The organism is Sinorhizobium sp. BG8, assembly GCF_016864555.1.
In the GTDB taxonomy this organism is placed as follows: Bacteria; Pseudomonadota; Alphaproteobacteria; order Rhizobiales; family Rhizobiaceae; genus BG8.
In genome coordinates, this window is sequence record NZ_CP044011.1 from 4,447,051 (window position 1) to 4,459,850 (window position 12,800).

At 61.6% G+C, this 12,800-nt stretch carries 12 protein-coding genes and 1 tRNA gene; 9 read left to right on the top strand and 4 right to left on the bottom strand.

What is annotated here, in order from left to right; genetic code table 11:
• Window positions 1–106: 106 nt before the first annotated feature.
• On the top strand, window positions 107–1,069 hold the full coding sequence (locus F3Y30_RS20705; RefSeq protein ID WP_203424526.1) for an alpha/beta hydrolase: 963 nt from the start codon (window positions 107–109) through the stop codon (window positions 1,067–1,069).
• 47 nt (window positions 1,070–1,116) lie between these two features.
• On the opposite strand, the gene hisN is transcribed toward F3Y30_RS20705, so the two are convergent.
• A complete protein-coding gene (gene hisN, locus F3Y30_RS20710) occupies window positions 1,117–1,890 on the bottom strand; it encodes a histidinol-phosphatase (RefSeq protein WP_203424527.1) in 774 nt (257 codons plus the stop codon).
• A gap of 314 nt (window positions 1,891–2,204) precedes the next feature.
• Complete coding sequence (locus F3Y30_RS20715) at window positions 2,205–3,089, bottom strand: N-formylglutamate amidohydrolase (protein ID WP_203424528.1); 885 nt, start codon at window positions 3,087–3,089, stop codon at window positions 2,205–2,207.
• 193 nt (window positions 3,090–3,282) lie between these two features.
• Between F3Y30_RS20715 and cpdR1 the strand changes: the two genes are divergently transcribed.
• Together cpdR1 and F3Y30_RS20725 are read left to right on the top strand one after the other, a co-directional pair.
• Window positions 3,283–3,645 carry a response regulator CpdR1 gene (gene cpdR1, locus F3Y30_RS20720; RefSeq protein ID WP_203424529.1) on the top strand — a complete coding sequence of 121 codons (363 nt, stop codon included), beginning with the start codon at window positions 3,283–3,285 and terminating at the stop codon, window positions 3,643–3,645.
• 95 nt (window positions 3,646–3,740) lie between these two features.
• A tRNA-Val gene (locus F3Y30_RS20725) sits at window positions 3,741–3,815 on the top strand.
• A 350-nt stretch (window positions 3,816–4,165) separates the two neighbouring features.
• Here F3Y30_RS20725 and F3Y30_RS20730 read toward each other — a convergent pair.
• Together F3Y30_RS20730 and F3Y30_RS20735 are read right to left on the bottom strand one after the other, a co-directional pair.
• Window positions 4,166–6,352 (bottom strand): hypothetical protein, encoded by a 2,187-nt coding sequence (locus tag F3Y30_RS20730; protein WP_203424530.1) that lies wholly within the window; start codon window positions 6,350–6,352, stop codon window positions 4,166–4,168.
• Window positions 6,353–6,438: 86 nt separating this feature from the next.
• Entirely contained in the window at window positions 6,439–6,735 is a 297-nt protein-coding gene (locus tag F3Y30_RS20735) for a hypothetical protein (RefSeq protein ID WP_203424531.1), read from the bottom strand.
• Window positions 6,736–7,402: 667 nt separating this feature from the next.
• Here F3Y30_RS20735 and F3Y30_RS20740 point away from each other — a divergent pair.
• The 6 genes from F3Y30_RS20740 to F3Y30_RS20765 all read left to right on the top strand — a co-directional run bounded on the left by F3Y30_RS20740 (window position 7,403) and on the right by F3Y30_RS20765 (window position 12,734).
• Window positions 7,403–7,711, top strand: a complete 309-nt coding sequence (locus tag F3Y30_RS20740) for a hypothetical protein (protein ID WP_203424532.1) — start codon at window positions 7,403–7,405, stop codon at window positions 7,709–7,711.
• Window positions 7,712–7,936: 225 nt separating this feature from the next.
• The gene (locus F3Y30_RS20745; protein WP_203424533.1) at window positions 7,937–8,278 is read left to right on the top strand and encodes a DUF3302 domain-containing protein; all 342 of its coding nucleotides are present in this window, start codon (window positions 7,937–7,939) and stop codon (window positions 8,276–8,278) included.
• Entirely contained in the window at window positions 8,278–9,435 is a 1,158-nt protein-coding gene (locus F3Y30_RS20750) for an HlyD family secretion protein (RefSeq protein ID WP_203424534.1), read from the top strand. The genes F3Y30_RS20745 and F3Y30_RS20750 overlap by 1 nt, the downstream gene beginning before the upstream one ends.
• Window positions 9,436–9,540: 105 nt before the next feature.
• Complete coding sequence (locus F3Y30_RS20755; protein ID WP_203424535.1) at window positions 9,541–11,310, top strand: SulP family inorganic anion transporter; 1,770 nt, start codon at window positions 9,541–9,543, stop codon at window positions 11,308–11,310.
• Window positions 11,294–12,157, top strand: coding sequence for a polyphosphate kinase 2 (ppk2, locus tag F3Y30_RS20760; RefSeq protein WP_203424536.1), 864 nt, complete (start codon window positions 11,294–11,296; stop codon window positions 12,155–12,157). Before F3Y30_RS20755 ends, ppk2 begins: the two co-directional genes overlap by 17 nt.
• A gap of 106 nt (window positions 12,158–12,263) precedes the next feature.
• Window positions 12,264–12,734, top strand: a complete 471-nt coding sequence (locus F3Y30_RS20765) for a hypothetical protein (RefSeq protein ID WP_203424537.1) — start codon at window positions 12,264–12,266, stop codon at window positions 12,732–12,734.
• The last annotated feature ends 66 nt before the right edge of the window (window positions 12,735–12,800 follow it).

Below are 12,800 nucleotides of genomic sequence, written 5' to 3' on the forward strand. Positions count from 1 at the left end.
ACGTTCTCACGTCCCCGCGTAGCGTGCATCCGGCTTTTTTCTTTGACGCCGCGGGATGCGCGCCCTATCCATTTGTGGTCAAAGCCCGCCGAGATCCCCGCACCCCATGGATTCGATCCTCCACGCCACGACCGACAATCCCGTTCCGGACAATCATTTCGCAGGGTTCTTCGAGGGAACACGAGGCGCGAAGGTCCGCTATGCCGTTTTCCGCGGCAAGGGCGCCAAGGCCAAGGGCACGGTCATCCTCGTTCATGGCCGCAACGAATCCATCGAGAAGTATTTCGAGACGATCCGCGACCTGACATCCAGGGGGCTCTGGGTCGCCACGTTCGACTGGCGCGGCCAGGGCGCCTCCGACCGTCTCATCGCCAGCAAGCCGTATGGACACATCCGCCGCTTCGCCGACTACGAGGAAGACCTGCTGCGCTTCATCGACCGGGTCGTGCTGCCCGATACGCGCCTGCCCTTCTTCATCGTGGCCCACTCGACCGGTGCCCTGGTGTCGCTCTCGCTCGCTCCGCGGCTTGCCAATCGCATCGAGCGGATGGTGCTGACCTCGCCGTTCATCGCAATCGCCGGTCAGGTGATGAGCCAGCGCTCGATCACCGTCATCTCCCGGCTCGCATCGCTCTTCGGTTTCGGGGGCAGGACCTTCCGGCGGGAAGCCGGACTGCCGGCCTTCGAAGGCAACGCGCTCACGAGCGACCGCGCCCGCTTCACCCGCAACTGCGCGATCCTTCGCGAGCATCCCGAACTCGCGGTCGGCCATCCGACGGCGAACTGGCTGAACGAGACGCTGAAGGTCATGGCCCGGGTCCGCAATCAGGATCACCTGACGCGCATCCATATCCCGACGCTTCTTCTCTGCGCCACGGCGGATCCCATCGTACCGAGAAGCGTGGTCGGTTCGCTCGCCCGCAACTTCCGTGCTGCGCGCCTCATCGAGATCGACGGCGCAAGACACGAGCTGTTCCAGGAAACCGACAGGCTGCGCGGCCAGGCGATGGCCGCAATCGAGGCCTTCATTCCTGGCAGCGATATCGAAGAATCGGAACTCGGCCTGTAGAAAAAGCGCCCGCCCGGCCTTCGCCGACGGACGACAGGCCGTTTGGCTTACGCCTTCAGCAACGCCATGGCCTGTTCGTGCAATTCGCGGCTGCCGGCAGCGACGATTTCGCCGCCCATCTCGGCCGGTCCGCCGTCCCAGGACGTGATGATCCCACCCGCCTGCTCGATCACCGGGATGAGCCCGCCGACGTCGTAGGCCTTGAGCTCGCATTCCACCACGAGATCGATGTGGCCTGCGGCAAGGAGCGCATAGGCGTAGCAGTCGCAGCCGTAGCGAGAGAGCCGGACCTTTTCCTGCACCGCTTCGAAACGGGTCTTGCGGCTATCGGTGAAGAGATGCGGCGACGTCGTGAACATGATCGCGTCGGAGAGCGCATTGCAGGACCGCGTCGACAGAACGCGTGATCCGTCGGGTCCTCTATAGTGCGACCGAGTGCCGTCTGCGAAATAGCGCTCGCCCGTAAAGGGCTGGTCGACGAGGCCCATCACGGCCTTGCCGTTCCGGTAGAGGCCGATCAGCGTGCCCCAGACCGGTACGCCCGAGATAAAGGCGCGCGTGCCGTCGATCGGATCGATGACCCAGACGTACTCGCGGTCGAGACCGACGGAACCGTGTTCCTCGCCGAGAATGCCATGGTCAGGAAAATGCTTTTCGATCAGAACCCTGATCGCGGTTTCGGCGGCCCGGTCGCCCTCGGTCACGGGATCGAAGCCGCCGGCCTCCTTGTTGACGATATCGGCACCGACGCGGAAACGGGGAAGCGTCTCGGCCTTGGCGGCGTCGGCAAGCATGTCGAAGAAGGTACGATCGGGAAGCATCTGGATCTCTGTCGGCGTGGATTTGCGCCTTCCTTAAAGCATCGCCTCGCAAAACGAAACCGGGAGTAGCCTCATTCCTTCGCCTGTCCTCTCGCGGGCTTCTCCGTCGCTGCAGTTCACTCCGGAGAAACTAATTTAACGCTGGCAAAAATCCTTCGCACATGCGCTTGACAATTGTGCGCCGCAACATTAATCTTTTCTTACAGTCACTCGTGGCTGTAAATACCCTCCTTGGGTGTTTCCTCCCTAGACTCAACCGCGCACACAGCGCGGTTTTTTTTGCCGGTGATTGCGGGAAGCGAATGCTGGCGCGCCTATTCGGCGGCAAGGGCCCGATCGGCCGAGAATTTCTCCACGTACTCGCAGAAGCTGGTGAGAAAAGCAGTGATGTTGCTTTGCACGAAGGCGAACTCGGGCTTTTTCTGCAGTGTCGTCTCGTTCACGTAGAGACCGCGATTGACCTCGATCTGCAAGGCATGCAGGCCGCGTGCCGGCCGGCCGTAGTGCTCGGTAATGAAGCCGCCGGCATAGGGCTTGTTGCGCACGACGCTGAAGCCCAGCTCCTCGAGCAGTTCCATGGCGGTGCGGGAAAGCTCCGCGGACGCGCTGGTGCCGTAGCGATCGCCGATTATGAAGTCGGGACGTTCGCCGCTGCCGGACACGCGTATGTTGCCCGGCATCGAATGGCAGTCGACCAGCACGGCGAAGCCGAAGGCGACATGCGTCCGCACGACCAGCGCCCTCAGGCAGGAATGGTAGGGCTTGTAGATGTTTTCGACCCTGTCGAGCGCCTCGGAGACAGGCAGGCGGCGCTGGTAGATCTCCATGTTTTCGGCGACCACGCGCGGAACCGTGCCGAGACCACCTGCAACCCGCATCGAGCTGACGTTCGCATAGGGAGGCAGCGATCCGTCGAACATGCGCGGATCGAGTTCGTAGGGCTCGCGATTGACGTCGAGGAACGCCCGCGGGAAGTGCGCGCAAAGCAGGGGCGCGCCGAGCTCCGGCGCCGCTGCGAACAGCTCATCCACGTAGTGATCTTCCGAACGGCGAAGCGAAAGCGCGTCCAGACGCGACTGTTCGACGAATCCCTGTGGATATCTTCGTCCGCTGTGGGGTGAGTTGAAGACGAGAGGAAGGTGCTGCGAAACGGGTTCCAGGACTTCGAAGAGGCTGTTTTCGCTGAGGTCCGGCGCCATCGCGGTCCTTTTTTACCATGTCGCAAACTGATCTGTTGATCTATGTTGCCAGCGCAGGCGCGCCGTGTCCATACTGCGCGCGACCTGGATCTGGGCCTTGCTTTGCCACATTCACCGGATATTTACCGGGATGCGGTTTCCTACCAGAATCGCCCCAGGGCTCTAGAAACATTTATTAACGGCCTTCAACTACATGCATCCAAAAATTCTCCTCGCCGAAGACGACAACGATATGCGCCGCTTCCTCGTGAAGGCACTCGAAAAGGCGGGCTATAAAGTTACGTCGTACGACAACGGCGCCAGCGCGTACGACAGGCTGCGTGAAGAACCGTTCTCCCTGCTTCTGACCGATATCGTCATGCCGGAAATGGACGGCATCGAACTCGCGCGGCGCGCGACCGAACTCGATCCCGATCTGAAGGTGATGTTCATCACCGGCTTTGCAGCCGTAGCCCTGAACCCGGATTCCAAGGCTCCGAAGGACGCCAAGGTCCTGTCCAAGCCTTTCCACCTGCGCGACCTCGTTGACGAAGTCAACAAGATGCTGGCCGCGTAAGGCGCGGAAAAGACCGCAAAACTTTCGCACAAAAAAGCTTCACAAAAGCTATTGACGCGGCTGAGGGTTTTGTGGTCTATGCGCCGACATCGGATGGGCGTGTAGCTCAGCGGGAGAGCACTACGTTGACATCGTAGGGGTCACAGGTTCAATCCCTGTCACGCCCACCATTCGAATTCAAGGGCTTAGCGAGAAATCGCTAAGCCCTTTCTCATTTCCGGGGACAGTTCCCGTCTCCTCGAAATCCCCGGTTCCGGCAGCACGGACCACCGGTCCCGAGGTAGCTCGCTTTAGCCGTCTGGCCGGTCCCCGCAGCGCCCCGAGAAAGGCAGCGCCGCGCGCTACGTCCCAGCCCGACGCGCCACCGATTCGCACGACATGCACGAGGCGATGACCACGCGCCGCGTGATTCGCACGAATCACCGTCCGCTTTGAGGAGCGCTCCACGGGTACCTGCATCCCCGGCTGCCTCGCACGCAGGCAGCCAGGGAAGATGGGGCGCTCCGCGGCACCGGTCAGGCTATTCTGCGGCCACCTTGTGGGCGCCCTGCGATTTCGGTGCCGGATGATGACGTGCAAGCTTTGCAGCCACCTTGCGCACCGTGTCGCCAACCTGCTTGGCCTCCTTGTCGGCACCGCTGTCCTTGAGCCAATCGGCGTAGGTCTTCCCGTAGTACTCGAAGTCCACGCGTCCAAGGGTCGTGGCCGACACTTCGGCCTCATCGACGAGGGCAGCCTCGAGATGCTTGGCAGCCTCCTCCGGCCGCTTCTTGGCAACGGCGAAGGCAGCGCGGCCGTCTATCGCCATGGCCTTTTCCGGAGCGTCGATGCGCAGCAGCCGGTAATTGCGCGTCATTGGCAGGGCGAGAGCAATTCGGGCATGTGCCGCTGCCCTCGAGTTCGGCAGACGCTCGACCAGCTCGAGCCAGGCGTTCCGCCCCGCGTCGAGTACGAGCGAACCGTCGAAGGCCATGACGCGTCCACCCTCGTCCGTGTAGACGCCCTGGGCGACATACTCTTCCTCATAGCTCTTCGGCGGCGCCACGCGCAGCTGCAGTTCGTTCGACAGCAGGTCGGCACCGTTGATCTGCATCGACATCTGCACCGTGTAGTGGCCGGGCTCGGCCAGATCCCACCCGTTCACACCGGCTGATACGAACAGGCTCTCGGTGATCTCCTGTCCGGGTTGCAGCACCATCGCGGCTGCGCGCCGGCACTGGTGTGCATAGGGCAGCCACTGGCGTGCGGGCTTGCCGGCCTTCTTCAGGATGACGACCATGCCTCCCGTGTCGAGAAGGATGTCGGAGGGCACGATCTTCGGCTCGGCAGAGATGTTGGTGAGCTTGATCTCCAGCACGACCGGCTCCAGGAAATCGTAGATCGGCTTCGCACGATCAACGCCGATTTCCAGGTCGAAGCCGTTCGCACCGAGCGTTGAGGCTCCCTCGAAGCCGTGATGGTCGAACCAGTCGGCATTGCCCATCTGGACGAACCGTTCGGGCGCATGACGCAGGAACAGAAGTTCGCTGTCGGTGAAGCGATACTCGAAATTGCTGAAGAACGCCGTTTCACCGCCGGCAACGAAATAGGGATAGTTCATGAAGCTGCGTGCTTCTGGCTCGGCGGCAAGCGGGATCCAGGGCGTGCCGAGATCCTTCTGCCAGGAATGGGCGAGATTGAAGGCGTGACCCATTTCGTGAATAGCCGTCCAGAAGTGCAGGCGCTTCACGGCCGCGGCAGGTGCCGGATCTCCCGCCGGCGCATTCGAGATGAAGCTGTCGTAGAAGATCGCGGTACCCTGGCGATGGTTTGGCCCGATGTCGTCGAACATGATGCCGCCGAGGTTCGGGCCGATGTCGTGCTGCTTGGCGAACAGCACCCACAGCGCCCATTGCGGCTTGTTGGCGAAGCGCGACCAGTAGGTCTGCATCGCGTCGTGCATCTCGGCATCGCTCCATGTCAGATTGACGTCGGGGCCGTCGGTCGGGATATCGCTGATGGCGGGGTTGCGCGTGGCGTCGAAGCCTGCGCGCCGATAGATCGTCTCGGTGGTCAGAACCTGGCATGGCAGGGTTGCCGGCCGGTTCGGGTGAGCGCATGTGTCGATATCGAGATCCGGGACAACGCCGCTCTCGTGATCGTACTCGAACTCGGCCGGGTGGAAGTAGTTCGAGGCAAAGCGATAGGTGCGCCTGCGTGGAAGGGCTCCACCGCCGCTGAACGTTACGGTCGCGCTACGACCGGACGCGAACAGGCTTCGCACTGCAGTGATCTTGACCGACGTGTAGGGGAAGGAGGCAACCGAGCCGTCCTTGTACCAGATGGTACCGGTCCAGGTGCGCGGACCGACCGCAACCAGGTTGGCGATCCAGTGTACGCGCAGCACGAAGCTTCTGTAGAGCGTGCCGCTCGCCGTCATCTGCGGATAGTTGCCGTCGACGTCGAGGCGCAGTTCTTCACGCTGGAAGACGATCGGAGAGAGCGCTTCGCTCCCGACCTCCGCCTCCAGTGCGGCCTCTACGCCGCCGAGGACAGGGTTGGTGGTTGGGTGGGTCAGCGAAGACCACTTGTAGAGACCGCTCGACCGCAGCAGCCAGGGCATCGCTTCGATCGGACCGGACAGGGCCTCTGCCTCAAACGCTGCTTTCAGGAGTTCCGCCTCGTCGGCGGCAAGCTCGTTCTGAGAAAACAATTCAACATTGGACATGATGACCTCCTCGAATGACTGACTGCCGGCAGCGCGTGCCGCCGGGTAGTCGCTGAAGATGATGCTGAGTGTTCCTTCGACTTGGTTCAGAGATAGCCGGGCAGGGTGAAGGGCCGGATGTCGATCTGGCCGCCGATCAACGAGACGGCAAGGGTGGGCTCTGCGGCACAATCGACCGAGAGCTCGCGCTTCAGGCTGCGTTCGGGCAGCGACACGCGCAAACTGCACTGTTTCGCCTCGACTTCTAGGCGTACGCGTTCGGCAAGTCCGATCTGATGGCGCGTCTTCACACCCTGTTTGCGAAACAGTTCGCGTCCATCGACCGCGATGACGACCTCATCGCCCTCGAAGCCTTCTTGAAGATCTACGGTTAGCGTAGGCAACGGTTCTCCCCCCTGCTCCGAATGCTAGGTCGGGAAAGGAAACGAACTCGGGAGTGCGCAGATAAGGTCTCGCGCAAGTGGGGCCGGAAGGGAAGACGTACACGGCCGCTTGAGAATTTCATTTCATTAAAATGTAATATAGCAAAATCTACTATTCGTGGCAAACCGTTTTGGTTCAATTCTTTAGAATTGCATCGCGGCAGCCATCAATTCGACACTTGCCGCCGCCCACCAAACCGCTGACATTCCCGCATTTTCCTGGAAGAGGACACGAGTGAAAACAACGGCCTGGGGTGCCATGACGAGCCTTCGGATCGCGGGACGTGCGAGGATAGCAGCGGCCCAAGGATTGCCACCGCTTCCGCCCGCATCGTGAGCAGGATTTACTGCGCCGGCCACGTGCTCCACGGCCGCAAGATCGTTACACCTGCTTCGAACGTTTTCGTTGCACTCCGGTATTGCGCGGCTCTGCTGTTGGTTGTGCGCCTCCGTACACATACGGCTTGGATCGCGCTTCCGTCTCGGCGCCGCAACGTCATTAAAATCAACTCCGTAAGGCTAACCTAATACTGTATTGCGTCTGCACTCGACTAAGACGTAGAATACATGAACTGACAGGAATACACCTCACACAATAAGTGCTGTAGTAGTGCTGGAGGGATACGACGTGAGCCTTGCTTTTCAAGGGAATCTGGCGGTCGACCCACCACTTTCACTGACGGACGAAGAGATCCGAGCGCAACCCGACCCCAATTGCAAGAGCGCCAGGTTCGAGACATCCGGCCAAGCCCGAAACTTCCTGACATTGGTGATGGAGGACGCGTTCTCCAATCATTGCATCGACGTCAATTCCACCGCCACCGATGTGTTTGGCCACAGCGATGCCTTCCGCGCGCAAACCGGTCCGGTGGAGCGGATGGGCACCTGGCGAGTTCGGCGTGAGGTTCTGAGTAAAAACGCCACGGCCGTTTCGTAGCCGTCGACGGATAAGTGACTGTGGGCCGCCCTGGTGCGCCGTTCAATGCGCTCCGGGGCTTTGGAAATGCAGGGAAGTTGATGCTGCCCCAAGCAAGTCAATGCGGAACGGCAGAGTCTACGCGATGATACAGGCGGGCGCCCTTCGTCCGCACTAAGATGAAAAGGTTACGGATTTCCGTGCCCCGAGGACACCGGAACCCGGAACGATCAACGGAGGATGGCCTTGTTTCTCGATTACTTCGCACTGGGCGTATTGTTCTTCATGGTGCTGACGCTGTTCTACGGCATCATCGCCATCCATGACATTCCCCACCTGATTGCCAAGAAGCGCAATCACCCGCACCAGGACGCAATCCATGTCGCCGGTTGGGTCAGCCTGTTCACCCTTCATGCCATCTGGCCGTTTCTCTTCATCTGGGCCACGCTTTACCGCGAAGACCGCGGTTGGGGCATAAGGACAGATGGGAAGCTGCCGTCCCAGGTCGAAGCCGGCGCCGAAATCGCGCGCCTCAAGGCGCGCATTGCCGAACTCGAGGGCGAGCCGCAGATGAGGGAGACCGCCTGATGGATCTCCTTCTCATCCTCACCTACACGGCGTTCTGCATCGCGATCTTCAAGATCTTCAAGATCAGGGTCAATCAGTGGACGGTATCGACCGCGGTCCTTGGCGGCATCTTCCTCATTTCCGGCCTCATCCTGATCATGAGCTACAACCACCCCTATTCCAGCGATGGGCGGATCTACTTCACGTCGGCCCCGGTCATCCCGGCCGTTGGCGGGCTGGTGGTGGAAGTGCCCGTGGCGGCAAACACGCCGCTGAAGAAGGGCGATGTGCTGTTCCGCATAGACCCCCGTCCCTACCAGTTCGTCGTCGACCAGAAGAAAGCGGCGCTCGCGGAGGCCGAGCAGGCAGTCCGCCAGCTGGAGGCGGGGATGGAGGCCGCCGATTCGAACGTGATCCAGGCAGAATCCGCGCGCGACCGGTCGCTGCAGGCATACGAGCGCTTCGTGGAGTCGAACGAGAACGCCAAGAAAAGCGGTAGCGGCCTGGTCTTCTCCGAACTGGACGTCGAGAACCGGCGTGGCATCTACCTGGGTGCAGAGGCCGCAGTAGGCACGGCCCAGGCCCAGGCATTGCAGGCCCGGCTCGCATACGAGTCCCAGATCAACGGGGTCAACCCGATGGTCGCCCGCCTGCAGGCCGAACTGAAGAATGCGGAATATGAGCTCGACCAGACGACGGTCCGGGCACCGAGCAATGGTTATGTCACGCAGGTCTTCCTCAGGCCCGGCATGATGGCCAATCCCCTGCCGCTGCGGCCCGTCATGGTCTTCATCAACCAGGAGGACAGGATGCTGGCGGCCGCCTTCATCCAGAATTCACTCCAGCGTGTGCGCGTGGGCGACGAAGCGGAGGTCGCTTTCAAGGCCATCCCCGGCAGGATCTTCAAGGCCAGGATCAGCGAGATCATCGACGTCATGGCTCAGGGACAATTGCAGCCGACGGGTGCGCTCATCGACCCGCAATCGCCGGAGCGTCTTCCGCCCGGGCGAACGCTCGCGCGCGTCGACGTGCTCGATGATCTCGGCGACTACCAGTTGCCGGGCGGTGTTGTTGCCGAGGTAGCGGTCTACACGGAGCACTGGCACCACGTCGCCATCCTCAGAAAGGTGCTGCTGCGCATGAGCAGCTGGATGAATTATGTGTTTCTCGAGCACTGAGGCGCCCTGAGGGCAGTCCTGTTGTTGCAAGCGCGCGTGGCGGTTCCGGTGCTTCCCCGGGACCCGACGCCGTCAATGTTGATGTAAGCAGAAGTGTCAAACGAAATGGCCCGTAGTTTCGATCTGCCGGTGTTCAGGGGGTTTGCGGGCTTGCGCGCAAGCTGGCTGGCGACCGATGTCTCCGCGGGCCTCTCGATTGCGGCGGTCGGCTTGCCGAGCGCGATCGCCTATCCCGCCATTGCCGGACTGCCGCCGGAAACCGGCCTCTACGCCAGCATCGCCTCGGTCATCGCCTATGCCGTCTTCGGTCCCTCCAGGCGGCTGATCGTCGGCCCCGATGCAGCCACGATGACGGTTCTGGCGGCGGCGATGACCGCGATCATCGCATCGACCCCCGCGACGGAGCCGGTGGATCGGATCTCCATCGCCGCCATACTGGCGATCGGCGTGGGCGTACTGTGTCTGATCGCGCGGTTGCTGCGGCTCGGCATGCTTGCGACTTTCCTCTCCCGTCCGATCCTCGTCGGCTTCTTCGCGGGCATTTCGCTCTCGATCCTGATCGGCCAGATCGGCCGCATCACCGGCGTTTCCATAAAATCGGACGGGCTCATTGCACCGTTCGTCGAACTCGCGAGCAAGAGCGCGTCGATCCATTGGCCTTCGGTCCTGCTCGCCGTTGGAATGTTCGCCGTCCTGCAGGCTGCAAGGGCGACGCGCCTGCCAGTCCCCGGACCCGTGATCGTCGTCGTGGCCTCCGTCTTCCTGTCGGCGATCTTCGATTTCAAGGGGCGCGGCATTGCAGTCGTCGGCGACATTCCGACCGGCTTCCCCAATTTCGCGATCCCGTCCCTGTCCACCTTTCCGGTCGACCAGCTGTTGTTCGGATCTGCCGCCGTTTTTCTGGTGAGTTTCGGTGCGGGCATCGTGACCGCCCGCAGTTTCGGTGCGCGCCTCGGAGATGACGTCGATCCCAACCAGGAGCTGATCGGGCTGGGATCGGCCAACATCGCGGCCGGGCTCTGCGGATCGTTTCCCGTCAGCATGTCGGACTCGCGCACCGCGATCAACGTATCGATCGGCGGCAGGTCGCAGCTCGCGGGTATCGTCTCGGCCACCGCGCTGATCGCCTCGCTGTTCTTTCTGAACGACGCGCTGCGCGTCCTGCCGATACCGGCGCTCGCCGCCATCCTCACCGCTGCGGCCATCAGTCTGATCGACGTCCCGGAACTGCGGCAGGTCTGGCGCATAAGCCGGATGGAGTTCGTCTTCGCCCTCATCACCATGTGGGGCGCGATCAGCTTCGGCGTTCTCAATGGTGTTGTCATCGCGATCGGCGCCACGCTGGTCTATGTCCTGCGCAAGATGATGTTCCCGCGCGACGCACTGCTCGGCCGCATTGCGGGCCGCGACGGCTTCTACAAGCTGCACCGTTTTCAGCAGGCCGAACCCGTCCCCGGCCTCACCATCTGCCTGATCGAGGGCAGTCTCCTGTTCTTCAACGTCGACCATGTCCGCAAGCGCCTGCACGAGATTGCCGAACGCCTGTCACCCGGCAGTCGCTGGTTCGTGCTCGATGCAGCCGCGATCGCCCAGATCGACAGCACGTCCGCCGCGATGATCGACGAGATCAGGGAAGACTTCGCCGAGCAGGGCATCGTCCTGGGCATTGCCGAATTGCACGCCGAGGCCAAGGACCTGCTCGACCGGGCGGGCGTGCTCGCGCGTGTGGGTCGGTCGATGATCTTCGAGGATCTCGACGACGCTCTGCGTGCGTTTCAGTCACAGGAAATCAACGAGATCATCAACGGCGGAACCGGCGGGGGCCGGGAGACCGCAGAGAGAGTGAGGGAGGCAGGGAATGAGCAAGGACCATGACAAGAAGCGTGACAAGGACCGCGAGAAAGACAACGAGAAGAGTGCCTTCGCCTCTGGCGAGGGAAGCGCCGGGAAGCTGAAGACCGAACAATACGAGAAGGAAATGCTTCGCCTGCAAGTCGAAATCGCCCACCTGCAGGCCTGGGTAAAGAAGTCGGGCGCGCGCATCGTCATCGTCTTCGAGGGACGGGACGCCGCCGGCAAGGGTGGTGTCATCAAGCGATTGACCGAGCGCGTGAGCCCGCGGGTGTTCCGCGTCGTGGCCCTGCCGGCACCGACCGACAGGGAAAAGACGCAGATGTATATGCAGCGCTACATCGCGCAACTGCCGGCTGCCGGTGAAGTCGTCATTTTCGACCGCAGCTGGTACAATCGCGCCGGCGTCGAGCGGGTCATGGAGTTCTGCTCCGAGAAGAAGGCGCGTCGCTTCCTGGAGCTCGCACCCAGATTCGAGGCCGCGATCGTGGAAAGCGGCATAACCCTGCTGAAGTACTTTCTCGATGTCAGCGAGGACGAGCAGGAGAAGCGGTTCCGTCGCCGCATCGACGATCCCTTGAGACAATGGAAACTGAGCCCGATGGATGTCGAATCCTATCGCCGCTGGTGGGACTATTCGCGCGCCTACAACGAGATGCTCAGCTTGACGAACAGCCCGCATGCCCCGTGGTGGGTCGTGCCCTCGAACGACAAGAAAGCCGCGCGTGTCAACTGCATTTCGCATATACTGAAATCGATCCCGTACGAGCGGGTGAAGTTCGATGAACCAGAACTTGGCAAGAGACAAAAGCGCCCGAACGATTTCGTCGATGACACCTCCGCCCGCAACATCGTGCCCAACGTAATGTAGTCGGCGCTACGCGCCCACGGGCCGCCGAGGCCCGCTCAATACCCGAACTCGATACCTGAATTTGCAAGTCCACCATTCATGAGATCAACGATCCGGGAGTCACAGAATGAGCGACACCAGCAAGACAGAACCGAAGGGAGCAGTCCCGAGCGCAGACGAACTGCGCCGCGAAATCCTGCAGAAGCAGCTGGACCAGCTGGAGAAGGAAGACAAGGTCAAGGATGTTCGGCAGAAGGAGCTTGCGAAATTTGCCGATGATTTCTTCCGCAAGCACGTGGGAGAAGAGGAACGGGCGATGATCAACAACGTCGTCAGGCGGGCCGTGGCCGATGGGAAACTGGAAGCGATGGTCTACTCCTTCCCTTCCGATTTCTGCACGGACAGCGGCCGGGCGATCAACAATGCGGATCCGGACTGGCCGCAGACTTTGCAGGGGAAGGCAAAGGAACTCTACGATCGCTTCAAGGAGGTGGCACAGCCCCAGGGCTATAAGCTGAAGGCCATGGTCATCAATTTTCCGGGCGGCGTTCCCGGCGACATCGGCTTCTTCCTGAACTGGGAGCCACCGGTCGAATAGCGGACGGTTTCAGGTCGGGCCGTACGGCTGCCTCGCGCCTATCGACGAGGCAGCCGAGGCGTTCGA